Below are 23,897 nucleotides of genomic sequence, written 5' to 3'. Positions count from 1 at the left end.
CAGTCTTAATTAATTAGAATTTTACAACTTATTGTTTTAGTAATTTTTTGGTAATTCGTTTTCCGTCGAAAGTAACAAAGGTCACAAAATACATCCCTTTTGGCAATTTACTAATGAATATTCTTGTATCAGGAGATTTTATTTCCATGATATTTCGCCCGGTTAAGTTCGAAATATACATCGATTCCACATCATCCATATTTTTCAACCGGATTTCATTCACGGCTGGGTTCGGGTAGAATGATGGAATTCCATCGGTATGTAAATCATCAATTCCGGTAGGGTTTTCGGTAGTGAAAGACCAGTCTGTAATGGAACTGATACCTGCAAAAGCTATGCTGTTTGAACTTACAAATGCATTATTATCAATGTTAATGTAATATTCGGTTCCTGTTTCCAGATCATCGGATAAATCAATACTTACTTGAGTCCCACTATAAGTGACAGATGCATCTGAAGCAAATATTTCCTCTACTGCAGTGCCATTGGTTTTAATATAAATTTTACCATTTCCAGCTTGTACATTTTTATCAAAAGTAATTTCCAGATCAGTGCTTACGGGAACATTTTCGCTGTCGTCAGCCGGAGTAAATCCGGTAATTGCAGGAGGAGTGTAGGTTGCTGTGAAGTTCCATATGGTTTTATCCGAAAATCCTTCAAAAGCATTCGAGGAAGCATCGGTAATTACACCATTATCAATTACAACATAGTATCTAACTCCTTCTTCGTATTTAGCTTCAGAGTTTATTAACAGCTGGTTGCCTGAATAAGTTAATCTGGCACTTGGAATTGTTAGTGTTTCAAAAATTGTTTCGTCACTGTATCTTTTGATGGTAACACTACCTGTTCCTTCTTTTATATCTTCATTAAATTTGATAATGAGATTTGCCGTTAATGAGACTCCGGAAGATTCATTAACAGGAGATAGTTCGGCGATAGCAGGGCTATCTGTATCGGGTGGCCAAACTTCGTCAGCCCACTCTGGATAATCAATAAATGGATTTCTATTGCCTTGAATCGTATAAACCTTTTCGTTTCTTGCTTTTTCGGCATCATCAACCGGATCCTGTGTATTCCAAACTAATAAAGTAGATAGCTTACCAAAAAACGGAGCAGAGTAATTATCCATGCTGTAAGTCATATCATTGGTCATTTCCAAATCAGGATCACCATTTTCTCCCTCGTAACATACGGCCATGTATAATATCATTCGGGCTATGTCGCCTTTCACAGCATCGCGGGGTTCCCAGGAGTCTCCGTCAAATTTACATTCTGCAGCTTCAGAATGAGCTGTTCCGCCATTGTCAAAAAACTTATTGCTTCGATCTGTATTTACACTTCGGTCGCAGGCTCTAAGATGATGAATATCTGTTCCTGCACCCCGGTCGGTTCCAAAATTTCCATGTGATTTGGCCCAGATGTGTTCTCTGTTCCAGGAATCGGGATCATTACTTACTCCATCATCTTGTCTTGTTTTCACTTCACTTCTTCCGGTATAAATTAGAAGTACATTGTCTGTATTATTTGGATCTTCATCAGTAATCTTAAGCGCTTCCCAAACATTGTATTGGTCACCGGCATCTTTAGTTGTATAGGGCAGTTCGGTGTGATTTCTAATAATTGAATGCAATGCAGTCTTCAATTCACCACCTGTTTTTCCGGCAGCGTTTTGGTAGTATTCTTCAATAGAAATCTGAGCTGTTGCTGCAACTGAAAAAGCAACAAAAACAGAGAGGAAAAATAAAATTTTTACGTGTAGAGTTCTTATCATATAATATGCCTTAACATGTTATTAATTTGGTTGGGTAGCATAAAAATGGTTGAGTGGTTTTTTTAGTACGAATAAATCAGCAAAAAGTGACTTTATTTGTTGATTTATTTCGTCTGCAAATTAAAAAATATAATGCAGAAGTCCTTGCTAATCTCAATAGTTTTGATGAAGAAGACAAAAAAAATCCCACCGGAGTGGGATTTGTTGTTTTATCGAGTCCTTGTTTGCAGGCTATTGTGCTTTTTTGTTCAGCAGTAATCTATCGTAAAAATAGAGAGCCAGAACTGCGAAAAGGCCAATCGCTAAAATCACATACCATATTTTCGATGGATTATATGAAGACCACAAATAGTTTGTTAATTCGTTTGGGGTCATGCTCATTGATTCTGCCGCACGATTGAAATATTCGTTTTGTGAGAGACTTTCAGAAATTTCAAGACCTCTTTTAGCTACTTCTTGCTTTACAAATAAGGTTTTGTCCGACATGTCCTGATAAACGTTACCTGAAATAAAACCGGCAAATACATTTCCAAGGAATACAGGAATGAATGAATACCCCATGTAAAGAGCTTTTTTATCAGCAGGAGCAATTCGTCCGATGTATTCGGTAATTTTTGGAGATCCGGCCATTTCACCAATTGCAAAGATGTAGATTGCGGCAAAAGTAAATAGTACATTTTGGGTGAAAAGAGTAAGTGACATTCCAATTGCACAAACTAAAAATCCAGTCATCATTGTTTTAAGTGGTTGCCATTTCATAACAATGGTTGATACAATGAGTTGAAAAATGATGATGAATAGGGCATCAAAATTTGTAATGAACTCCGCTTCCATTTGTCCGTTATGAGTACCGTAATTTTCACTGAAGAAAGGTATTGTATTATGAAAGAAATTAAAAACAACTGATGTATCAACCCATTGAGCAATAAAAACAGGAAGGGTAAAAAATAATTGATTGTACATCGTCCAGAAACCTGCAATAATCAATAAAAAAAGCATAAATTTTAAATCAACCACTACCAGACCTATGTTTTTAAAAACATTAGCGATTGAAACACCCAAAGTGTCGTTATTAGGTTTACGATTGGGTTCTTTATAGAATAGCAGCAATATAAAGTTGATTGCCACAATACCTGCGGAGATGTAAAAGACTAGGTTGTATGAGGAATTCTTGAATAGTAGTGTAACCATTGGACCAAAGAAAGCGCCAATATTCACCATCATGTAGAAAATACCAAACCCGATTGAGGCAGTCTCATCGGTGGTAGTTTTAGCGATTGTTGCTGATATGATAGGTTTAAAAAGTGCTGCCCCTAATGCCAAATAAAGATACATGATAAAAACTCCGGTAAAAGTATCGAACATTGGCAACAGAATAAAAGCAGAAGTGTAGATGATAAATGCTAAGAATAATACTTTTTTATATCCGTATTTGTCTGCAATCGATCCTGTTAATATTGGGAGGAAGTAAAGGATTCCAGTACCGATTCCCATGATCATACCCTTTTGAACTTGAGTAAATTCAAGACCTCCGGCATCTGAAGATCCGGTAAGGTAATTTGCAAAAAGCATGAAAAAACCATACCATGCCCATCTTTCGAATAGTTCTATGGAGTTTGCAACCCAAAAGGTTTTCGGGAATTTTTTAAAGACACTTGTTAAGCTCATAATATTGGGTTTTGGGTTGTATAAATTTGTTTGGTTAAAATTTGATTACAATTCCATTTCCGTCGAAAATGACAGATTGGTTTTTTCTTTTGTGAAAATAAAGGCCTGCAAAATAGCCAATTCCTCCTCCTAAAACAACATCGGAAAACCAATGCTTGTTCCGGTACATTCTTGCAAAGCTCACGGAGGCTGGAATCACGTAAATCCATTTGCTGTATTCTTCGGCGAAAGGAGTGAATACTGCCCAGGATACAAAAGCGTGTCCGGAAGGGAATGATTTTGTTTCGTTGCTGGTTCCTCCAAAAGCATCAAAATGCATATTTCCTCTGTTTAATGATGGTCTGGATCGACCGGCTATTATTTTTGTGCCTTCGGTTAAAATTGCAGCAGTGATTAAAGCTTTTCCCGAGTTGAGCGCAGTAGTTGACAGCCTTTCATCCTTAATTGCTGTGCCAATAATCCAGGTCGCAAATGTGGCAGGTGCAATGTATTTCTTCTCACCAAATTCATTAAAGATATTGGTGTAGGAATCTAAAAAGGAATTTTGATTTAATTTCAGCCGTTTGTTCGACCATTCGTCGAGTAGAAATGAAGTGCCTAATAATCCACCAAACACCAATAGATTTTCTTTATTAAAAACCCTTTTGCCTAATCCAGGATTTAGCCGGGTTTTAGGAAATGTAACTGTTGTATCAATTTTTACCTGAGCATATCCATAAATTGGGATACTTAAAAGCAGGATCAAAAAAAGACATATTGGTAATGAATAGTGTTTCAAAGCATAGAATTTTTCAATTCCAACAAAAATAGATGAAAATTTTGGATCGGAGTACCTAAAAAAAGAAAAAGCCACCCGCAATGGATGGCTTTCTGCTCCCTCTCCAGGACTTGAACCTATCCCGACTCGTCGGGACTGATTAACAGTCAGGTGTTGATGATATTAAAAGATCACCAAACATTTGTTCGCCTATCTGCGGATCCAGTAATTGTTCGAGATATTTTCGGCTTTTCATTTTCTTAATTTTTCGTTCAATTTTTAAAGCAAGAGTTTTGTTGTTACCAACTTTAAATGCTTTTTTAAGAATCCATGGTCTGTGTTTAGAAGTGTAACTTGTTCGTATGGGGTTGTTATGCATGAAAATCCGCTTGGAAACATCTTCGGTATATCCTAGATAGTATTTGTCTGATGAAGGAGAGTATAAAATATATATGAAAAACATATAACTAAATTAAGGAAATTTTGGATCTGGAGTCACTTTTGCAGGGAAGAAAAATTAAGGATACGAAAAAAGCCACCCGCAATGGATGGCTTTCGGCTCCCTCTCTAGGACTTGAACCTAGGACCCTCTGATTAACAGTCAGATGCTCTAACCAACTGAGCTAAGAAGGAATACTCTGCTAAAATTGTTTTGAAAGCATTTAGCTTGCTTTTTTTTGCTCCCTCTCCAGGACTTGAACCTATCCCGACTCGTCGGGACTGATTAACAGTCAGATGCTCTAACCAGCTGAGCTAAGAAGGAATACTCTGCTAAAATTGTTTTGAAAGCATTTAGCTTGCTTTTTTTGCTCCCTCTCTAGGACTTGAACCTATACCGACTCGTCGGGACTGATTAACAGTCAGATGCTCTAACCAACTGAGCTAAGAAGGAATACTCTGCTAAAATTGTTTTTGAAAGCATTTAGCTTGCTTTTTTTTTTTGCTCCCTCTCCAGGACTTGAACCTGGGACCCTCTGATTAACAGTCAGATGCTCTAACCAACTGAGCTAAGAAGGAATACTCTGCTAAAATTGTTTTGAAAGCATTTAGCTTGCTTTTTTTGCTCCCTCTCTAGGACTTGAACCTAGGACCCTCTGATTAACAGTCAGATGCTCTAACCAACTGAGCTAAGAAGGAGTATAACTTCCAAATTTTCTTCTGAGTTGCACGAATGACGTACATTCTGGAGGAAAATTGCGATGCAAAACTAATAGGATTTGTTCAATAATACAACATCTGCCGGAATATTTTTTCAAAAAAATGATTTTTTAATCTGAATTTGACTTGTTGCTATCTGTACGTAATGGCTATGTGATTGTTTTTCAAGGATTGAGTTTTGCAGGATGAGTTGGTCTGAAAGGAAAATTATTTGGTTAAAAACGGAATTGGATAATAAGCAGCAACAAAAAAACAGTTTTTGAAAAACTCAGAAGCGAAATTTTATTGTAATTTTGGCTTGGAATTTAGAAACATATTAAACACCTAACACATATAAACAACAAACACTCATGTACGGAAAATTCAAAGATTACTTGGCAGAGGAAATACAGTCTATTAAAGATGCCGGCTTGTATAAAAACGAAAGAGTTATAACAACCCCACAAGGTGCAGAAATTAAAGTAAATACTGGTAAAACAGTATTAAATTTTTGTGCGAATAACTATTTAGGTTTGTCTTCCAATCCCCGGGTTATGGAGGGAGCTTCAAAAGCTTTAAAGTCGCATGGATATGGAATGTCGTCTGTTCGTTTTATTTGTGGTACAACCGATATTCATAAAGAATTGGAAGAAAAGGTTGCGGCTTTCTTCGGAACTGAAGATACTATATTGTACGCAGCAGCTTTTGATGCAAACGGCGGCGTTTTTGAACCATTATTCGACAAGGAAGATGCGATTATTTCTGATGAGTTGAATCATGCTTCGATTATTGACGGGGTTCGTTTGTGTAAAGCGGCCAGATATCGTTACAAGCATGCTGATATGGAAGATTTGGAGGCTCAGTTAAAGATCTCTCAGGCGCAGCGTTTTCGTATAATTGTTACCGACGGAGTATTCTCTATGGACGGAGATATTGCGAAACTGAATGAAATTTGTGATTTGGCTGATAAGTACAATGCATTAGTAATGGTTGATGATAGTCATGCTTCCGGTTTTATTGGTGATACCGGCCGGGGAACTCACGAATACCATAATTGTATGGATCGTGTTGATATTATCACAAGTACATTAGGAAAAGCATTGGGTGGAGCTTTAGGCGGATTTACAACTGGTAAAGCAGAAATTATCGATATTTTACGTCAAAGATCCCGTCCGTATTTATTCTCGAACTCGCTTTCTCCTGTAATTGTAGGAGCTTCTTTAGCAGTATTCGAAATGTTAACCGAATCTACAGAATTACGCGATAAGGTAATTTCAAATTCTAAATATTTCAGAGAAAGATTATTGGCTGCAGGTTTTGATGTAAAACCATCCGAATCGGCTATTAATGCTTTGATGTTGTACGATGCAGTGCTATCACAACAATTTGCAGCTAAATTACTGGAAGAAGGTATTTATGTGATCGGATTTTATTATCCGGTTGTAGCGAAAGGACAAGCAAGAATAAGAATTCAACTTTCTGCTGCGCACACAAAAGAGCATTTGGATAAAGCTTTGGCTGCTTTCATTAAAATTGGAAAAGAATTAAAAGTAATTGAATAATTTTATTCAAGTTATATATGAAATGGGAGCCGGTTTGGTTCCCATTTTTTTGTAATTTAGTGGCTGATAAATTTTAAAATAGAATCGATGAGGTTTAAATCTACTATATTTTTCCTGTTGGCAATCTGTATTTGTTCTGTAGGAAAAGCTCAGTATTATAAAGATGAAAAGTTTTTAGTTGGTGCTTCTGTTGGTTACCAGCATCCTTTTGGAGATTTAGGAGATCAGGCGAAAGGAGGACCTTCGATTAGGTTAACCGGTCAGATGATGCTTAATAAGAAGATAGGAGTTGGTGTTGAGCTTGGTTATAGTATTTTAGGACAAGATGATTTTTGGAATGCAGATCATCGTGGAAGTTACAACGTAGATTATAATATTGGTTCAGCTCTGTTAAGAGCGTCTTACTATTTCGATAGTTGGGATCGTGATTTTAGACCTTATGCTTCTCTAGCCTTTGGCTATTTCTACTATAGAAATAAAGTTGATTTTACAGCTATATCAGCTGGAATGGAAAATATAAAAATTGATATGACTGATAATAAAGTAGGATTAGCTCCAAATATTGGCTTTTTGTATCATCTTTCCGATGAATGGAGCTTTGATATGAATTTGCGATATATTTATATTCCTAATCTCTCAGATTCAATAACTGCATATTCTGGTCTAGATAAGATCTCTCTCCCAGAATTATCAATCGGATTGTTTTACCGTTTTTAAAACAATCCGTGAATTTGAGCCTCTACCTTATCCATAATGTTGTTTAAATCTTCAGGATTATCCAGAAAATCAATATTGTCGGCATCAACAATCAATAGTTTGCCACGATTGTAATTCTGAATCCATGTTTCGTATCTGGTGTTCAGGTTTTTTAAGTAATCCAGACGGATGGTTTCTTCGTAATCGCGGCCTCTTTTCTGAATTTGATTGACCAATGTAGGAACAGACGACCGCAAATAGATTAGCAGATCAGGAGCTTGAACCATTGATCCCATTAATTCGAACAGGTTGTTGTAATTTTTAAAATCGCGTTGCGACATCAAACCCATATCAAATAAATTAGGAGCAAAAATCATGGCATCTTCATAAATGGTACGATCCTGAATTACATTTTTTCCCGCTTTACGGATTTCCATAATTTGGTTGAACCGACTTTTTAAAAAATAGATTTGAAGATTGAACGACCATCGTTTCATGTCGTCGTAAAAATCATTTAAATAAGGATTTTCATCTACATCTTCATAATGAGCCTCCCAGCCATATTGTTTTGCAAGCAGTTCGGTAAGGGTAGTTTTACCGGAGCCAATGTTTCCAGCTATTGCGATATGCATGTTTAGTAATTATGAGTTATGAATTAAGAATTAACAATTATGGATATGAACTCATAAATTGATAATTCATCATTTATAATTTAAAAGAGTCCGTTTAGCTGAGCATCAATTTTGTTGATTACTTCACTTAAGTCTTTAGGGTTTTTCAGGAAATTAATGTTGTCCACATCAATAATCAGAAGCTTGCCATTTGCATAGCCCGATATCCATGCCTCATAACGCTCGTTTAAACGCTTCAGATAGTCTAAGCGAATGGTTTCCTCATAATTACGGCCACGCTCCTGAATATGACTTACCAGCGTAGGAATGCTTGCACGCAAATAAATAAGCAGATCCGGTGGCTGAATTAATGAACTCATGATATTGAAAAGAGACAGATAGTTGTCAAAATCTCTTCTGGGCATTAAACTCATCGATTCCAGATTAGGAGCAAAAATATAGGCATCCTCGTAGATGGTTCTGTCCTGAATGATGTCTTTCCCGGATTTGCGTAAGGTCAAAACCTGATTGAAACGACTATTTAAAAAATGAATCTGAAGAGCGAACGACCATCGCTTCATATCATCGTAAAAATCATTTAAATATGGATTTTCATCAACATCTTCGAAATGAGCTTCCCATCCGTAGTGTTTAGCTAATAATCCCGCTAGTGTAGTTTTACCAGCTCCAATATTTCCAGCAACAGCAATGTGCATATTTATGTTTACTTTGTGTGAAAAAGGCAACTAAAATTAAGAATATTTTTCAGGAATTCAATTGGAAAAAATACCAGTAAGCTGCAGTCTGTTTTTAATCAGAGGGTTAATGCTTTAATTGATATTGATTTTTTATTAGAAACATACAAATTGTTGTTTCGGATGATAAGTTGAGAATCTTTTAAATCTTCTAAACTGAAAATTAATTTGTCTTCTCTGGACATTGGCTGAAAGGAATAAATTCCTGATTCAGTTGTGTATAGAAGTGTGTTCTTGGATATTTGGAAGTTTTTGATGCCCGGTTGTGGAATTTTTTTCTTGAATTGGCCGTTCCGATCCAGATTCAGAATTCCCATTTTCGGATAAAGGAGGTACAAATCGTTGTTGTATTCCAGCATTTTATCAGGAATACAATCCTGATAAAAGGAGTTCAGTAAGCTGCTTTGATTTATTATTTTGCCAATGTCCGAAATATGAATTGCCTGATTGTCATTTGAGTTATACATCCAAAACCCGCCATTTGCAGAAGTGCAAACCAATTCGGTTTCGTTATCCGAAAATTCAAATAAATCAATTTCGCCGCCAATTTCTGCCAGATTACGGTCCAGAAATAATATTTGATTAAAATCATTGTAAAAAATCAGTATTCGAAGTGGGTTCGAGACATCAATATGACAGATAGAACCCAGCATGGAATTAGAAAAAACGGTCAATTTCTCTCCCTTCGAATTGAATTCAATTAGTTCGGACTTATTCACGACAAATATATTGCCCAGGTGATCAACCGAAATAAAATCATGAACCTGATTGATCTGAACATTATTTTGAGATGGAAACAAAAGAGATATCCAAAGAAGGAATTGCAGCATAAATGATTAGTTGTTTTTTTGTAGTAGTTCCTCAATTAAATCACGATTATTTGAAAGTCGGGGTACTTTATTCTGACCGCCCAATTTTCCTTTTTCTTTCAGCCACTGATAAAATAAACCAGGTTTAGCGATGGTAATGTGTGGTTTCTCAAGGGTAATGTTTTTGTATCTTTTTGCCTCATAATCAGAGTTTGCACTCATTAAGGCATTGTCTAATATGAAATTGAATTCGTCAATGTTGCCGGGTGCTTTTTCAAATTCAATTAACCATTGGTGAGCCCCTTTTTGATTCGATGCCATAAACACAGGAGCGGCTGTATACTCTTTAATGATTGAATTGGTTTTTACGCAGGCTGTTTGAATTGCCTTTTCGGCATTGTCAATAATTAATTCCTCACCAAAGGCATTGATGAATAATTTGGTTCTGCCCGAAATCTTAAATTTAAACGGGGCTTTTGATGTAAACCGGATGGTGTCTCCAATTTGATAACGCCACAATCCTCCGTTGGTTGTAATAACGATTGCGTAGTTTGTATGAAGTTTTACCTCTTCCAGACTGATGGCTCCTGGATGATCATTGGCCAAACATTCAATAGGAATAAATTCATAATAAATACCGTAATCCAACATCAAAAGCAGTGAATCATCTAAAGGATTATCCTGAATTCCGAAAAAACCTTCGGAGGCGTTATAGGTCTCCAGATAGTGCATATTTTGAGATGGTAACAATCCTTTAAATTGTTCACGGTAAGGGTCGAAACTAACACCTCCATGAACAAAAAGTTCAAGATTAGGCCATATTTCGTGAATGTTGTTTTTGCCTGAAGCATTTAAAATATGTTTTAACAGAACCAAAAACCAGGAAGGTACACCAGATAAACTGGTTACATTCTCATTCAGTGTTGCTTCTGTCATTTTATTCAGTTTTTCTTCCCACTCATCCATTAATACGATAGATGTATCAGGTGTTCTTATAAAATCAGCCCAAAAAGGCAAATTTTGAATTAGAATAGCTGACAAATCACCATAATAAGAATCATTTTTGATGTTGTTAATCTGATGACTTCCACCAAGTGTTAATCCTTTCCCTTTAAAAATCCCGGTTTCGGGGAACAGAGAAGTATAGATGGCTAAAATGTCTTTTCCTCCTCGAAAGTGACAGTCTTCCAAAGCTTCTTTACTTACCGGAATAAATTTGCTTTTCGAATTGGTGGTGCCTGACGATTTGGCAAACCATTTTATTTCGGAAGGCCAAAAAATATTTTGCTCACCATTCCTAAGTCTGTTAATGTAAGGTTCTATATCTTCATAGGTTTGAACCGGCAATCTATCTTTAAATTCAGAAAGTGTGCGAATACTTTTAAAGTCATACTTTTTTCCCCATTCAGTATTCGAAGCTTGTTCGATTAACTGCGTAAGGGTTTCTTTCTGAGTTTCAATCGGATGATTTTTAAAAAAATCGATCTGAGAGAATCTTTTCGTATTCAGCCAACTAACAAGAGAGTTTATTAAAGCCATATTTGAATAGTTTACTGATTTAAATATAAAGAAATTTTAATTGAGGTCTTGTTTCTTATCTAAATATTATGCTCAGGTTATGTTGGTTTTTACTTATATTTGGTGATCATTGTCAAATTAGAAACGCATTACAAATGAATATTCTCGATATATTGATAGGTATTCCATTGCTTTGGGTAATGGTTAAAGGTTTTAAGAATGGTTTCATCTTTGAAATTGCTACCTTGATTGCTTTAGTATTAGGGATCTATGGAGCCATTCATTTCTCCGATTTTACAGCGCAATTCATAAGGGATCGTTTTAATTACGACTCCGAATATATGGGATACATTTCATTTGGAATCACATTTATTGTCATTGTAATTATTGTTCATATCATTGGCAAGCTTCTCAATTCACTTGTTGAAGCTGTTGCTTTAGGGATGTTTAACCGAATTTTGGGAATGGTATTTGGTTTAATGAAGGGCATTATTATAATCGGTATTATTGTCTATTTTGTTGATTATTTAGATCGGAAATTTAAATTTATTTCAGATGAAAAAAAAGATGGAAGCTACTTATATAAGCCAATGACAACTGTTTCGGAAAAGATGTTTGAATTGTTTGATTCAGATTTTAGTGATACGAAAGAAAAGATTAAGGAAAAAGTGAAAAAAGAACTCCCTCTTGAAGTCTGATGAAAGAAATAATTAAGAAATGCATCCAAAAACTTCCCAAAAGGAAAGTTTTTCATTTTGAGGGGTTTTGTGCCAATTGCGAACATCCGGTTAATGGTAGTTTTTGTTCCAATTGTGGTCAGTCGGTAAAAGATTTTCACAGACCTTTTTTTAGTGTCTTGTCCGAATCGCTTGGAGATGCTCTATCGCTTGATAATAAATTTCTTCATACGATAGTGCCTCTGTTTGTTCGGCCTGGTTATCTTACCAAAGAGTTTATGAGAGGGAAAAGAGCCAGATATACGCCACCTTTTCGACTGTATCTATTTCTTACTTTTTTTGCATTTTTACTGCTTTCCCACAATCACATGCCCGAAACTCAGGCAGAAAAAAACTTTACTTTTACAACAGAGGAAGGAAAAGATGTTGATGTATTATCCTATTTCGAGGATATGGTTGATGAAAATAAAAACCAGGTAGATAGCTTGGAGTCAGATTCTTTGACCAATTCAAAATTAAAAAAAGGATTGTTTAACTTAAATATTAGTCAGGATACTGCACAAACGGCGCAATCAATTACTTTTGGCGGAAAGGGAGGGAAGAATAACAAGTTCGGAAATTCAGATGTAAAACGTGTGATTGACATGTGGAAGTTAAATCCAACCTTGATGATGGATAATGTCTTTAAAAAGTTATCACAAACTTTGCTGATTATACTTCCGGTATTTGCTTTGTTTTTGGCACTGTTCTACATCCGCAGGAAGCATTATTTGTTAGAACATTTATTAATATCACTTAATTTCCATTCTTTTATTTTTGTGATTGTGATTGTTAGTGAGCTGTTGATAATGACCAAATTAGAATTTGTTCATCAGTTTGCTTTTTATTTGTATTTATTGATTCCCATACAACTTTTTCTGGCCTTGAAATTTTATTATCAGCAATCATGGATAAAAACAATTGTGAAATTTTTTATGCTTTCTTTTATCTATAATATTTTACTGATATCGGGGATTTTATACAGCTTGATTTCACTAGTTGTTGAATAGAAAAAATTACAGCATAATAAAATGGTAAAATTCTTATCTTTGCCATTCAAATAGAAAATTGATAATTAGATTCCTATCAGGAAATTAAATACAGAACAAATGAATTTTATTGAGGAACTCCAGTGGCGGGGCATGATTCACGATATGATGCCTGGAATAGAAGAACAACTTGCAAAAGAACTAACATCAGCTTATGTAGGAATTGATCCTACGGCAGATTCACTGCACATCGGACACCTTGTTGGTGTAATGATGTTAAAACATTTTCAGGTATCGGGACACAAGCCAATTGTATTGGTAGGAGGAGCAACCGGCATGATCGGAGATCCTTCAGGTAAATCTCAGGAAAGAAATTTACTGGATGAAAAAACTCTTCGTCACAATCAGGAATGTTTGCGTGCGCAGCTTTCCAAGTTCATGGATTTCGATTCAGACGCCGTAAATGCTGCCGAAATGGTGAACAATTACGATTGGATGAAGGACTTTACCTTTCTTGATTTTATTCGTGATATTGGCAAACACCTTACTGTGAATTACATGATGAGTAAGGATTCTGTAAAGAAAAGATTAAGTGCTGATTCTAAATCAGGAATGTCTTTTACCGAATTTACTTACCAATTAGTGCAGGGAACTGACTTTTTGGAACTTTACCGAACTAAGAACTGCAAATTGCAGATGGGTGGTTCCGATCAGTGGGGAAACATTACTACCGGAACAGAATTAATTCGCCGAAAAGAAAGTGGTACTGCTTTTGCGATAACTTGTCCGCTGATTACTAAAGCAGATGGTGGAAAGTTTGGAAAAACAGAATCAGGAAATATTTGGTTAGATCCTAAACGTACTTCGCCTTATAAATTCTACCAGTTTTGGCTGAATACCTCTGATGAAGATGCCGCGAAATACCTTAAAATATTCACACTTCTTCCGAAAGAAGAAATTTTTGCTCTGATAGAAGAACATCAGGAAGCTCCTCATATGAGAAAATTGCAGCAACGGTTAGCTAAAGAGGTAACTATCATGATCCACTCCGAAGAAGATTACAATACAGCAGTTGAAGCATCTCAAATTTTATTTGGAAAAGCCACAGCTGATGTTTTGAAAAAATTGGATGAAGAGACATTCTTATCTGTTTTTGAAGGAGTACCTCAGTTTACTGTTAGTAAGTCTGAATTTGACAATGGTATTGATATTTTGGAATTATTGGCTGTTAAAACAGATGTATTTCCATCGAAAGGAGAACTAAGAAGACTTTTTAAAGGCAATGCAATCAGTATTAATAAGGAAAAAGTAGATAATCCGGAGATGTTAATTACAAAAGAACATTTAATTGCAGATAAATATTTTTTGGTTCAAAAAGGTAAAAAGAATTATTTCCTTGTAGTTGCTTGCTAGTTTGCTAGCTATCAACTATTTTTATTAGATAAAACTAAATCACAAACTAAAATCAGATTATATGAAATTCTTAAAGTATGCCCTTATCGTTCTTTTCTCAATAGGTATGATGAGTTGTGGCAGTAGTGGTGGAGATGATACTGATAAAGAAGCTCCTGGAATTACAATTAAAAGTCCTGAAGCAAAGGAATCATTTGTTGGAGATGCAATAGTAAAAGTGAGTTTTACTGCTACTGATAATGTTGCTCTAAAATCCTATGTTGTAAACGTTAAGTTAACTAAAGCTGCTAGTGTAGCATCTGTAAAAGTAGCTCCAGAGGTTTTTACATTTGATAAATCAGGTTTATTGTCAGGAAAAACTCAAGATGTTGCATTTGATATGACATTGCCGGGTAATCCAGAAAAGGGAGAATATACCATAGAAATAAAAGTTACGGATGCTTCAACAGAAGAAAATATAAAATCAGAGCCCCGAATTTTTGTAGTAGAATAGAAAAATAATATTCCAATTGAAAAGGAACGGCTGATGCCGTTCCTTTTTACATTTGTGTAGTTTTGAACTCGATGCCGAACAAAGAGATATCGTCTATTACGGTCTTGTTCTTTTTTCCGATGTCGATGTGATGTATCAGATCTGTAAAGGTATCTGAGATATTTTTTTGTGTTGCGAACGTTTTGGTTAGGAACTGAACGCCTACCTCCATTTGATCATCTCTTTCGAGTTCTATTAATCCATCGGTATAGCAAAGCAGCTTTGAATGCTCATTAATAGTAATTTCTCCAATTGATATGGCTGGGATTTCATTAAGCATACCCAAACCAATACATCCTTTTTTTAGTAAGGTAGTTTCTCCATTTACAAAATTGTAAAGAAGTGGAGGGTGATGACTGGCATTCACATATTTCAGCTTTCTGGTGGTGTAATTGTAAATCCCAATAAAAAAGGTCAGGAATTTCTCACTGCTTGAGTTGTCGCATACTTTTTGGTTCAATTGAACCATGAGTTCATCCAGCGGTGTTTCAGGCCTGAAAAGCGCCCGTAATGTAGCTTGAAAATTAGACATGATTAAGGCTGCCGGAATTCCTTTTCCTGAAACATCACCAATACAAAATCCTAACTCCTGATCGTTAAAGTTGATAAAATCGTAATAATCGCCGCCAATTTCAAAGTGTGGCTGATAATATCCGCAGGTAGAAATATATTGATTTTGTGGCAGTGAGCTTTGATTGGGAATGAGAAGGTTTTGGATTTTTGAAGCCAATTCCATTTCCTTCTTAAAAGCTTCCTGAATCAATAATTGTTTGTACAGACGTTTGTTCTCCATGGCCACAATGATAATATTGGAAATGGTTTGTATGAAGCTAAGGTGTCTGATTGCCGGGCTCATTCCTTCCATTTCTTCATCGATATCACCAATTAGGATGTATGCAAGTACTGAATTTTTGTGGATGACCGGAATAATAAAATCAAAAGACCAGAACACTTCGGGTAAATCTCGTGATACATAAGTAATTTCAGAAATACTGCTTAGGTGTTTTCCAATTTTAATCTTATCAATGCATTCTTTTGAAATACCGGATACCAATAATTTTTCCCAGCGGGAACTAAATTTGTAAACTGCAATTTTCCCAATCTTAAGATCATTAAATAAAATATGCTTATACTGCTGCAAAAGCTCATCAATTGATAAGTTTTCATTAATCGCCTGAGTAATTTTAAGGATTAGGTTGAGCTTAAATTTGCTGTTAACAGATTGTTGCTTGATCACGATAGGGAGGGTTTATGTTCCATGCTAATTTAAGAAATATCAAATCATCAGTCAATCGGAAATATGAAAAAAAAAAAGGATTCCATAAAGAATCCTTTTTTGATGATGAGTTTATAAAAATTATGCTTTTACACGCTCTGAATAAGAGTGGTCACGTGTGTCAATTTTAATTAAATCGCCCGTGTTGATAAATAAAGGTACCATTATGGTAGCACCACTTTCTACAGTTGCTGCTTTTAGCGATGAGGTCGATGAACTATCGCCTCTTAAACCAGGTTCTGTGTAAGTAACTTCCATAACAACATGAGCAGGAAGATCGACATACAATGGAGTTTCTGTGTCGGCGTGGAAAACCGCCTCAACCATTTCACCTTCTTTTAAAAGGTCAGCGGCATTAAACAATTCTTCAGGTAAAACAATTTGTTCGTATGTTTCGGTGTGCATCAAATTATATCCCATATCATCTTTATAAAGGAATTGATGCGGACGTCTCTCGATACGGGCGATGTCAATTTTCACACCAGAGTTAAAAGTATTGTCAATAACTTTACCTGTTTTAACATTTTTAAGTTTTGTTCTAACAAAGGCTGGACCTTTACCTGGTTTTACGTGTTGGAATTGTACAATTGTATATAAATCTCCTTTATAGTGGATACACATTCCATTTTTAAAATCTGTAGTAGATGCCATGATATAATATTAATTTTTAATAATCATTTCTAAGAAAAGAAAAGCTTCGTCTCTTTTTGAGTTTTGCAAAAATAGGGTAAACAATTAATATTCTGAAATATTATGAGGCTTTGTTTGAAATAGATACCCTTGAAATGGTAAAAAATTAGTCGTTATCCAAGAGGGAGTCATAGGAAAAATCTGAAAAATTAATCAAATCGCAGCGCAATGAACCGATAAAAAGATCGAATTGTACGCGAACCGGAATCCGGTTTGCATCAGCAGATATCCAGATGGTCATATCATCTTCATCTTTAAATGCTCTACCTGTTGCTACAATTGGTATGAATTTATAACAGTTCACATCTCCAATTTTGCTGTTAATTGTTTCATATCCCATAAATCGGAATTGAAGAAGAAACAATTCATCGGAGAAATGAGTTTGGATTTTCACAACTTCTCCAACTTTTAAATTTGAATTGAAATGATTGGCTCTTGCAAAGTAAAAAGCCGATAAAATATCATGTGTTCCTTCCGGTACTTTATGAATTCCTGAACGTGTAGAGTTCACTTCATTCTTTTCCCGGTTAAAAACAATTTCAGTATATCTTTTGTAATTTCCTTCGCGAATATCTCTAATTGCTTTTTCAGGCAACAGGGTTTCTGTATTAATAAAACTCTCGTATGTATCTTTTACTTTATAAAGCGAATTGAATAATCCGATGGTTTTCCCAGTTAGAGTTGCATGATACAGATCTTTGCCATCTATTTTTTCACTTCTGATTTTTAGGCTTGCTTTTCCACCTCGAATAATTCCATAATGTATAACATATCTTAGATTTTCCCCTTTTTCGGTATTCTTAATAGGAGAATCGGCCAATAAAAGTGTATGGCTTAGAAAAATTAGAAGAATGCTAAGAGATAATTTATACATATGGATTATTGTTGATTCTTAATTAAAGATATTCTTTTTAGGAGTAGTTGCAACAAAATCTTTCAGATAAAAGGGCTCAAAATAAGCCACATCTTCAAATTCCTGATTCTGAAATTTTATTTCAGCCAGTTCTATCATTCCTACTGCCGATGGTGTTATATTATCAAGAAAGATGCCATTTTTACTTTTAATTACTTCCTTGCATTTTGAAGAGCCATCACCAAAGAAAATAATTTCTCTTTCCGAAAGTTCTTTCGAGTAGGAGTTTTCATCAATAATATCAGCAGAAATATCTCCGGCCAATTCATTTTTGCTATTGAAAAAGGCAGTGTAAACTTCCATCCTTCTTGCATCAATCATCGGACAGTAATAGGCTTTTTCAGGATTAGTCAATAGAGACGTAATATCTTTATTTTCAAGTAATGGCTTTGTCATTGCCTGCAAAGTATTTATTGAGATTAGAGGCAGGTTAGCTCCGTAACAAATCCCTTTTGCTGTTGATACACCAATGCGTAAGCCAGTATACGATCCTGGGCCCATACTAATTACAACTCCGTCTAAATCGGTTGGAGTTAAATTATTCTCCTTTAAAATGTTTTGAATAAAAATGGTTAGGTGAGTTGCGTGTTTCATTCCTTCTTTCGTTTCCTTAAGAGCCAGTAAATCACCATCTTTTCCTAATGCAACAGAACAAACCGCTGTTGATGTCTCTATATGTAATAGTAATGCCATTTGATAAAATTTAAAATCAATGCAAAATAAAGGATAAAATACTAATTGTGAACGATAACAGTTCAAATATATGACCAGTGCACTATCCAAATTTATTAAAATGGGTAAATGATATGGTTTTAAAATGGTTCTATTACTAAGACAAATAATTGGAAGGAAACACTTACTTGATAAAAAAAACTCTCAACCCGAAATGGGCTGAGAGCTTTTTTGAATTTGAAACTTGATTATAAATTTATTTCGATGCCATTATAGAAATCAAGAATTTTGGTGCGGAATATGTATTCGTATTTCGCTTGCAGTAAATCTGATTTAGATTTGAAAAGATTGTTTTTTTCCTGATTGTAATCAACAGAATTAACCAAGCCAAGATTGAATTTTTCTTCGGTGTAACGGAAGGCTTCTTCGGTTGAAGAAACTGCAGTTTCACTAGAGAAAAACTTTTTCATGGCAGCCTTGGCATTGGCATGTGCTTGTTCAATTTCTTTTCGCAGGACATTTTTAGAGTTGTCCATATTTAAGCGATAACGATCAATATTGATTTTTGCGTTACTAATGTTTCGGTTAACAACTCCTCCATTAAAAATTGGAATGCTTAAATTGAAACCAAAGCTTTTAGATTCAAACAATCTTAATTGATCATTCAATTTCATTTCTTTTCTGATAATAATAGGGCTTCCGTCTGTGGCGAATCCATATTCAGGTTGATTTCTGCGATAACCCGAATTCCATGATCCCGACATAGATAAAGTTGGAGTACGTTGACCTTTAGCAATAATCAAACCTTTCTCAGAACTTTCCAAACGGTATTGTGCCGCTTTCATTTCCGGACGGAAGGTTAATGCATTAATAAAAACTGATTCAGGATCAACCATTGATTTGGTTGCATTTAAAACAGGTAGTTCAGGTGTCTGGATATCAAAATTTTTCGTGTCTTCTAAGTCCAATAACTGCGCCAAATCGAGCAAAGCGATATCAAGAGAATTTTGCGCATTAACTACAGCAAGATCTTCGCGTGCGGCCTGAGCTTTTTGTTCCATCAAAGTTCCTTTTGGTAAAGTTCCTGCCTCTACCAAAACTTCTGTTCTTTTAATCTGAAGCTCAGTAACTTTTAATTGTTCTTGTGCTACCTGAAGAAGTTCCTTTTTGAATAAAATATCTAAATAGTAGGATGTTATATTCAATGCTAGATCTTCTTTTGCTTTTTCAACATCCTGCAAATTTGCTTTAAGATCCAATTCGTTTTGTTTAACTGAATTCCATTTTTGAAAACCACTGAATAGAGTAACTCTGGATGAAAGGCCAAGAGAACCAGTTTGACTGTTTTCGTTTACATAGGTATTGTCAGCGCTTAACGAACGTCCATAGTTAAAGTTGTATCCTGTATTACCATTTAAGTCTGGTAAAAGATCCAATTTTGATTGCCTGGTATTGTTTGCCTGAACGTCAGCATCCAGTTTTTGTAACTTAAGGTTGATATTGTGTTCCTTTGCATGTGTTATGCATCTCTCCAAATTCCATAATTCCTGAGCATAAATACCAGAAAAGGAAAAGGCAAAAACAAGGACAAGTAATAATATTTTTTTCATGTGTGTATGTATTTTTTTGATCCGATAAAACTAGTTCTTTCGTCATTAATTTAACAAGGATAAATTAATGATGCTTATTTAATCTTTCCACCTCAATGGAAGTTTTTCCTAGTCTTTCTTCTCTTTTATTTCTTCAATTTTTTTCCTTTTTTCTCCTTTAAGCTTATCGTCTTTTGTAATACCTTCTAAAACTTCTATGTTGATACCATCCGAAAGACCAGTTTTAATAAATCTCTTTTCAAACTTTTGCTCAGAAGTTTCTACCTCTACAAAAGTTGAATCATTTTTAAACTCTAAAAGACTTTCGTTTACAGCCAATACTTTTTCTCTTTTATCAAGCACAATTTCAGCATTAGCACTGTATCCCGAACGAATAAAGAAGTCTTTTTTAAGCTTAACAGAGGCTTTTATTTCGAATTGAATGGCGCCATTCTCTTCCACACCTTTTGGAGATATGTATTCCAGATGAGCGTCAAACTTCACATCTTCAATTGCACCAATGGTTAATTCAAGGTTCATTCCCTGAACAATCTTTCCAACTTCTGTTTCATCAACTTTACCTTGAAAAATCATTTCACCCATGTCAGCAACAATAGCAACTGTGGTTCCATCATTAAAAGTATTGCTTTGAATTACTGAATTTCCTTCTTTTACCGGAATATCAAGTATCATTCCTTCAATTGTTGAACGAATAATGGTATTTGTAGCTTTTGCAGAGCTTTTAGTTACACCTTCTTTAATCAACTGCAGATTATCTTTTGCTGATTGCAACTCTTCTGTAGAATTTCGGAAAGACAATTGTGTCTTTTGGAAATCAGATTCTGAAATAACTTTTTTGTCAAACAAAGCCTTATCCCGGTTGTAGTTAATTTCTTTATCCTCGTAATTAATTTGGGCTACTTTTACTCTTGATTCAGCACTATTCAAATTAATCATATCAGGAATGATCTTTATTTTAGCAATAGGATCACCTTTTTTTAGCATATCCCCAGCCTCAACATATAAAGTTTCAATAATTCCGGAAACTCCCTGAGGTTTAATTGCGATTTCTTTTCTTGGAACAACAGATCCGGTTGCAACCGTCTTTTTAATAATATCTGTTATTTCAGGTGATTTTGTGTTGTAAACCACAGGTTTATCCTGCGACTTTTGATATAGGAATACAATGGTTCCTACAAAAAGGAGGATAAAAAATACAACCAATACAATTCTAAAAACTTTTTTCATGACTAGTATTATTTTCGGATTATGAATTATTTTTTTTATTCGTATCTCAATGCATCTACGGGTTTAATTCTGATGGCTCTTTGTGCTGGAAGCAGTCCAGCCAAAACACCAAATAAAACCAAAACACCGAGTGCTATAAATGCAACATTTATATCAACATAAGGATTTAAAATTTGTGGATTAGGATCACCTTCTGTTATTTTACCGATTCCTTCTACAATTAAAACACCTAAAACCAGTCCCCAGAATCCCGCAAAGGTGGTAAGGAAAACGGCTTCATTTATGATTTGACCAACAACTTCACGAGGACGTGCACCAATGGCACGTTTAATTCCTAATTCTTTTGTTCTTTCTTTTACAACTACATGCATAATATTGCTAACTCCAATAATACCGGTTAGAAGAACTCCAAAGCCTATTACCCAAAATAAGAATCCAATGCTGTTAAAAAGGCCAAATATTTTGTTGAACATCTTGGCAATATTAAAATTACCAATGGCTTGTCTGTCATCAGGATGAATGGAATGCCTTCTGGCCAGAATTTCAAATATTTTGTCTTCCAAGTCGGCTACTGATTCTCCAACCTTAGCCGTTGCTAAGAAGACACGGAATTTGTCTCCTTGGTTATACAATTGCTGCAACGTAGTAAATGGCATTTGAAGTACGTCATCGCGCATTCCCATATTTCTACTTAATGGTTTAATTGTACCAATAATTCTAAAATAAATTCCATTTACTTTAAGGTACTGACCAATTGGATCTTCATCTTTTTCGAACATTAGTTCCTGAACTCTTGGTCCAATTGTAATTACCTTTCGAAATTCTTTTAAATCATTTTGATTGATAAAACGACCGGCAGTAACTTCAACCGGATTTACATTGTTCATTTCCGGTGAAGTCCCTTTGATTCTGAAATTTCCTTTTTTATCTTCCCGAAATGTATTGTTGGTGGCATTTCCGCTCCATCCATTTATATCAGGAGCAATATCCTGTAATTCAGGTATCGATCTTTTAAGTACTTCCAGATCATCATTGGTAAACAGATACGATCTGTTTCGTGGCAAACCTTTGTAAGCTTTGGTAGTTTTTTCTACCCAAAAAACTGTTGAATTTGTTGCGAAATTACCTAATGAGGATTGTATATTATTTTGAAAACCTCTTCCAATACCCAGTAAGGTTACCAGAATTAAGATTCCAAACATTACACCGAGACCGGTAAGTATGGTCCGTAGTTTATTCTTTTTTAGTGCGGCAGTAATTTCCTGCCATTTATCCAAATCGAACATTAGCTGATCGTTTATTAGTCTGGTTTATTATTCGTCTCTTAAAGCTTCAATGGGTCTGATTGAAGCGGCTTTTCTTGCCGGGAAAAAACCCGCAAGAGCACCGGTTACAACCAAAACAATGGTTGCACCTATAGCTATTCCTAAATCAACCTGTGGATTTAAAAAGTAAATTGCTGCAGGTGGGTATATTTTGTTAATAAGGTCAAATTTGGTGATTACTTCAAGTAAGCCCACCCCGGCAATTAGTCCAACATATCCCGAGGCTGCTGTTATAAATATTGCCTCCATTAATATCAGTCCAACTACAGAGCTTGGAGAAGCCCCAATTGCTTTTCGAATTCCAATTTCCTTGGTTCTTTCCTTAACAACAATCATCATAATATTAAAAACACCAATTACTCCTAATGCAATAGTGAAAATTCCAATAATCCACACAAACATTTCAATTGCACTAAAAAGACCAGCAAATTGCTGCGAATTTTCGATGTTGTTCTGTATCCAAAGAGCATTCTTATCTTCGGGACTAAATTCATGTCGTTTAGCCATTTGATAAGTAATAAATTGCTCAACTTTTTTACTCTCATCTACTGAAATATCGTTTAGTGTAAAGGATATTCTTTGAAGGTGATCGTTGTTGTTAAAAATATTTTGAGCAACAGTAATCGGGATGTAAATTTCTCTGGAATTATCATCGAAACTTGGCTGATTAAAAACACCAACTACCTTAAATTTGATGTTGTTGATATTAATTAATTTATTAATAGCCGTTTCTTTAGGGAAGAGAACCTCCTTAACAACATCCTGAATGGCAACAACTTTTCGGTTTTCCTTAATGTCCTTTTCATTTAGAAACCGTCCTTCAAGTATTTCAAAATTTTTAATCTCTTTATAAGTTTCATGAACAGGAGATACATTAAAATTTCCATAATTGTTTTTATAGGATATTATTTCAGCTCCGGGAATGTAAGACATTGCAGAAATTACATCCAATTTTTCAATTGATTTTTTAAACCCAAGATAGTCTTCATTAACCATTTGAATTCGTTTTCCTTCGGGAGTTCCTTTGTATGCTTTGGTTGTTCTGCCACCATATATTTGCATGCTGTTGGTTGCATCTTGTGCAAAAACTGAAGTCATTCCATTTCTAAGACCTCGTCCTGCACCCAAAAGAAAAATCAACATGAAAATTCCTGTTGCTACCGAAAAACCGGTCAGAACGGTTCTGGTTTTATTTTTACTAATGGTACTAAATATTTCCTGCCATTTATCTCTGTCGAACATAGCTTTAT

At 35.2% G+C, this 23,897-nt stretch carries 22 protein-coding genes and 5 tRNA genes; 6 read left to right on the top strand and 21 right to left on the bottom strand.

Going from position 1 to position 23,897, the window contains the following annotated elements:
- Positions 1 to 28 precede the first annotated feature (28 nt).
- The 9 genes from BZG01_RS13055 to BZG01_RS13015 all read right to left on the bottom strand — a co-directional run bounded on the left by BZG01_RS13055 (position 29) and on the right by BZG01_RS13015 (position 5,333).
- Positions 29 to 1,771, bottom strand: a complete 1,743-nt coding sequence (locus BZG01_RS13055; protein ID WP_101310282.1) for an endonuclease — start codon at positions 1,769 to 1,771, stop codon at positions 29 to 31.
- Positions 1,772 to 2,002: 231 nt separating this feature from the next.
- Positions 2,003 to 3,439: an MFS transporter gene (locus BZG01_RS13050; RefSeq protein ID WP_101310281.1), complete on the bottom strand. Its 1,437-nt coding sequence runs from the start codon at positions 3,437 to 3,439 to the stop codon at positions 2,003 to 2,005.
- A gap of 34 nt (positions 3,440 to 3,473) precedes the next feature.
- On the bottom strand, positions 3,474 to 4,184 hold the full coding sequence (locus tag BZG01_RS13045) for a phosphatase PAP2 family protein (RefSeq protein ID WP_180327311.1): 711 nt from the start codon (positions 4,182 to 4,184) through the stop codon (positions 3,474 to 3,476).
- A gap of 172 nt (positions 4,185 to 4,356) precedes the next feature.
- Positions 4,357 to 4,659, bottom strand: coding sequence for a GIY-YIG nuclease family protein (locus BZG01_RS13040; protein WP_101310279.1), 303 nt, complete (start codon positions 4,657 to 4,659; stop codon positions 4,357 to 4,359).
- A gap of 96 nt (positions 4,660 to 4,755) precedes the next feature.
- A tRNA-Asn gene (locus BZG01_RS13035) sits at positions 4,756 to 4,829 on the bottom strand.
- Positions 4,830 to 4,876: 47 nt separating this feature from the next.
- Positions 4,877 to 4,959: transfer RNA gene (locus BZG01_RS13030), tRNA-Asn, on the bottom strand.
- Positions 4,960 to 5,005: 46 nt separating this feature from the next.
- Positions 5,006 to 5,088 (bottom strand) — tRNA-Asn (locus BZG01_RS13025).
- Positions 5,089 to 5,139: 51 nt separating this feature from the next.
- A tRNA-Asn gene (locus tag BZG01_RS13020) sits at positions 5,140 to 5,213 on the bottom strand.
- Between the two features lie 46 nt (positions 5,214 to 5,259).
- Positions 5,260 to 5,333: transfer RNA gene (locus tag BZG01_RS13015), tRNA-Asn, on the bottom strand.
- A gap of 371 nt (positions 5,334 to 5,704) precedes the next feature.
- Between BZG01_RS13015 and kbl the strand changes: the two genes are divergently transcribed.
- Positions 5,705 to 6,895, top strand: a complete 1,191-nt coding sequence (kbl, locus tag BZG01_RS13010) for a glycine C-acetyltransferase (RefSeq protein WP_101310278.1) — start codon at positions 5,705 to 5,707, stop codon at positions 6,893 to 6,895.
- Positions 6,896 to 6,982: 87 nt separating this feature from the next.
- Entirely contained in the window at positions 6,983 to 7,612 is a 630-nt protein-coding gene (locus tag BZG01_RS13005; protein ID WP_101310277.1) for an OmpW family outer membrane protein, read from the top strand.
- Here BZG01_RS13005 and BZG01_RS13000 read toward each other — a convergent pair.
- From BZG01_RS13000 to BZG01_RS12985, 4 genes are all read right to left on the bottom strand, one after another.
- Entirely contained in the window at positions 7,609 to 8,223 is a 615-nt protein-coding gene (locus tag BZG01_RS13000) for a deoxynucleoside kinase (protein WP_101310276.1), read from the bottom strand. The two genes, BZG01_RS13005 and BZG01_RS13000, sit on opposite strands and share 4 nt — an antisense overlap.
- 80 nt (positions 8,224 to 8,303) lie before the next feature.
- Complete coding sequence (locus BZG01_RS12995; RefSeq protein ID WP_101310275.1) at positions 8,304 to 8,918, bottom strand: deoxynucleoside kinase; 615 nt, start codon at positions 8,916 to 8,918, stop codon at positions 8,304 to 8,306.
- A gap of 98 nt (positions 8,919 to 9,016) precedes the next feature.
- Positions 9,017 to 9,787, bottom strand: a complete 771-nt coding sequence (locus BZG01_RS12990) for a hypothetical protein (RefSeq protein ID WP_101310274.1) — start codon at positions 9,785 to 9,787, stop codon at positions 9,017 to 9,019.
- A 6-nt stretch (positions 9,788 to 9,793) separates the two neighbouring features.
- Positions 9,794 to 11,305: a GH3 auxin-responsive promoter family protein gene (locus BZG01_RS12985; RefSeq protein WP_101310273.1), complete on the bottom strand. Its 1,512-nt coding sequence runs from the start codon at positions 11,303 to 11,305 to the stop codon at positions 9,794 to 9,796.
- Between the two features lie 134 nt (positions 11,306 to 11,439).
- Between BZG01_RS12985 and BZG01_RS12980 the strand changes: the two genes are divergently transcribed.
- From BZG01_RS12980 to BZG01_RS12965, 4 genes are all read left to right on the top strand, one after another.
- The gene (locus BZG01_RS12980) at positions 11,440 to 11,982 is read left to right on the top strand and encodes a CvpA family protein (protein ID WP_180327310.1); all 543 of its coding nucleotides are present in this window, start codon (positions 11,440 to 11,442) and stop codon (positions 11,980 to 11,982) included.
- Positions 11,982 to 13,010 (top strand): DUF3667 domain-containing protein, encoded by a 1,029-nt coding sequence (locus tag BZG01_RS12975; RefSeq protein WP_101310271.1) that lies wholly within the window; start codon positions 11,982 to 11,984, stop codon positions 13,008 to 13,010. Before BZG01_RS12980 ends, BZG01_RS12975 begins: the two co-directional genes overlap by 1 nt.
- Before the next feature lie 99 nt (positions 13,011 to 13,109).
- Positions 13,110 to 14,402, top strand: coding sequence for a tyrosine--tRNA ligase (gene tyrS, locus BZG01_RS12970; RefSeq protein WP_101310270.1), 1,293 nt, complete (start codon positions 13,110 to 13,112; stop codon positions 14,400 to 14,402).
- 61 nt (positions 14,403 to 14,463) lie between these two features.
- Positions 14,464 to 14,895, top strand: coding sequence for a DUF4625 domain-containing protein (locus BZG01_RS12965; protein ID WP_101310269.1), 432 nt, complete (start codon positions 14,464 to 14,466; stop codon positions 14,893 to 14,895).
- Positions 14,896 to 14,941: 46 nt separating this feature from the next.
- Here the strand turns inward: BZG01_RS12965 and BZG01_RS12960 are convergent, their stop codons facing one another.
- From BZG01_RS12960 to BZG01_RS12925, 8 genes are all read right to left on the bottom strand, one after another.
- Positions 14,942 to 16,171: a GAF domain-containing SpoIIE family protein phosphatase gene (locus BZG01_RS12960; RefSeq protein ID WP_101310268.1), complete on the bottom strand. Its 1,230-nt coding sequence runs from the start codon at positions 16,169 to 16,171 to the stop codon at positions 14,942 to 14,944.
- Positions 16,172 to 16,291: 120 nt separating this feature from the next.
- Positions 16,292 to 16,861, bottom strand: coding sequence for an elongation factor P (gene efp, locus BZG01_RS12955; protein WP_101310267.1), 570 nt, complete (start codon positions 16,859 to 16,861; stop codon positions 16,292 to 16,294).
- Between the two features lie 145 nt (positions 16,862 to 17,006).
- The gene (locus BZG01_RS12950) at positions 17,007 to 17,774 is read right to left on the bottom strand and encodes a DUF3108 domain-containing protein (RefSeq protein ID WP_101310266.1); all 768 of its coding nucleotides are present in this window, start codon (positions 17,772 to 17,774) and stop codon (positions 17,007 to 17,009) included.
- A gap of 18 nt (positions 17,775 to 17,792) precedes the next feature.
- Complete coding sequence (gene tsaB, locus BZG01_RS12945) at positions 17,793 to 18,506, bottom strand: tRNA (adenosine(37)-N6)-threonylcarbamoyltransferase complex dimerization subunit type 1 TsaB (RefSeq protein WP_101310265.1); 714 nt, start codon at positions 18,504 to 18,506, stop codon at positions 17,793 to 17,795.
- A gap of 227 nt (positions 18,507 to 18,733) precedes the next feature.
- Positions 18,734 to 20,095 (bottom strand): TolC family protein, encoded by a 1,362-nt coding sequence (locus tag BZG01_RS12940; RefSeq protein WP_101310264.1) that lies wholly within the window; start codon positions 20,093 to 20,095, stop codon positions 18,734 to 18,736.
- Positions 20,096 to 20,203: 108 nt separating this feature from the next.
- Positions 20,204 to 21,322, bottom strand: a complete 1,119-nt coding sequence (locus BZG01_RS12935) for an efflux RND transporter periplasmic adaptor subunit (RefSeq protein WP_101310263.1) — start codon at positions 21,320 to 21,322, stop codon at positions 20,204 to 20,206.
- Between the two features lie 35 nt (positions 21,323 to 21,357).
- The gene (locus BZG01_RS12930) at positions 21,358 to 22,608 is read right to left on the bottom strand and encodes an ABC transporter permease (RefSeq protein ID WP_101310262.1); all 1,251 of its coding nucleotides are present in this window, start codon (positions 22,606 to 22,608) and stop codon (positions 21,358 to 21,360) included.
- A 27-nt stretch (positions 22,609 to 22,635) separates the two neighbouring features.
- Positions 22,636 to 23,889, bottom strand: coding sequence for an ABC transporter permease (locus BZG01_RS12925; RefSeq protein ID WP_101310261.1), 1,254 nt, complete (start codon positions 23,887 to 23,889; stop codon positions 22,636 to 22,638).
- Positions 23,890 to 23,897 lie beyond the last annotated feature (8 nt).

Origin of the sequence: Labilibaculum manganireducens (assembly GCF_002843385.1) — a bacterium.
Classification (GTDB): Bacteria; Bacteroidota; Bacteroidia; order Bacteroidales; family Marinifilaceae; genus Labilibaculum; species Labilibaculum manganireducens.
This window is presented reverse-complemented; position numbering and strand designations above follow the sequence as displayed.

Coding starts and splice junctions, on each gene's coding strand:
- BZG01_RS13055 (WP_101310282.1), bottom strand. CDS start 1,771: ATGATAAGAACTCTACACGTAAAAATTTTATTTTTCCTCTCTGTTTTT.
- BZG01_RS13050 (WP_101310281.1), bottom strand. CDS start 3,439: ATGAGCTTAACAAGTGTCTTTAAAAAATTCCCGAAAACCTTTTGGGTT.
- BZG01_RS13040 (WP_101310279.1), bottom strand. CDS start 4,659: ATGTTTTTCATATATATTTTATACTCTCCTTCATCAGACAAATACTAT.
- kbl (WP_101310278.1), top strand. CDS start 5,705: ATGTACGGAAAATTCAAAGATTACTTGGCAGAGGAAATACAGTCTATT.
- BZG01_RS13005 (WP_101310277.1), top strand. CDS start 6,983: ATGAGGTTTAAATCTACTATATTTTTCCTGTTGGCAATCTGTATTTGT.
- BZG01_RS13000 (WP_101310276.1), bottom strand. CDS start 8,223: ATGCATATCGCAATAGCTGGAAACATTGGCTCCGGTAAAACTACCCTT.
- BZG01_RS12995 (WP_101310275.1), bottom strand. CDS start 8,918: ATGCACATTGCTGTTGCTGGAAATATTGGAGCTGGTAAAACTACACTA.
- BZG01_RS12990 (WP_101310274.1), bottom strand. CDS start 9,787: ATGCTGCAATTCCTTCTTTGGATATCTCTTTTGTTTCCATCTCAAAAT.
- BZG01_RS12985 (WP_101310273.1), bottom strand. CDS start 11,305: ATGGCTTTAATAAACTCTCTTGTTAGTTGGCTGAATACGAAAAGATTC.
- BZG01_RS12980 (WP_180327310.1), top strand. CDS start 11,440: ATGAATATTCTCGATATATTGATAGGTATTCCATTGCTTTGGGTAATG.
- BZG01_RS12975 (WP_101310271.1), top strand. CDS start 11,982: ATGAAAGAAATAATTAAGAAATGCATCCAAAAACTTCCCAAAAGGAAA.
- tyrS (WP_101310270.1), top strand. CDS start 13,110: ATGAATTTTATTGAGGAACTCCAGTGGCGGGGCATGATTCACGATATG.
- BZG01_RS12965 (WP_101310269.1), top strand. CDS start 14,464: ATGAAATTCTTAAAGTATGCCCTTATCGTTCTTTTCTCAATAGGTATG.
- efp (WP_101310267.1), bottom strand. CDS start 16,861: ATGGCATCTACTACAGATTTTAAAAATGGAATGTGTATCCACTATAAA.
- BZG01_RS12950 (WP_101310266.1), bottom strand. CDS start 17,774: ATGTATAAATTATCTCTTAGCATTCTTCTAATTTTTCTAAGCCATACA.
- tsaB (WP_101310265.1), bottom strand. CDS start 18,506: ATGGCATTACTATTACATATAGAGACATCAACAGCGGTTTGTTCTGTT.
- BZG01_RS12940 (WP_101310264.1), bottom strand. CDS start 20,095: ATGAAAAAAATATTATTACTTGTCCTTGTTTTTGCCTTTTCCTTTTCT.
- BZG01_RS12935 (WP_101310263.1), bottom strand. CDS start 21,322: ATGAAAAAAGTTTTTAGAATTGTATTGGTTGTATTTTTTATCCTCCTT.
- BZG01_RS12930 (WP_101310262.1), bottom strand. CDS start 22,608: ATGTTCGATTTGGATAAATGGCAGGAAATTACTGCCGCACTAAAAAAG.
- BZG01_RS12925 (WP_101310261.1), bottom strand. CDS start 23,889: ATGTTCGACAGAGATAAATGGCAGGAAATATTTAGTACCATTAGTAAA.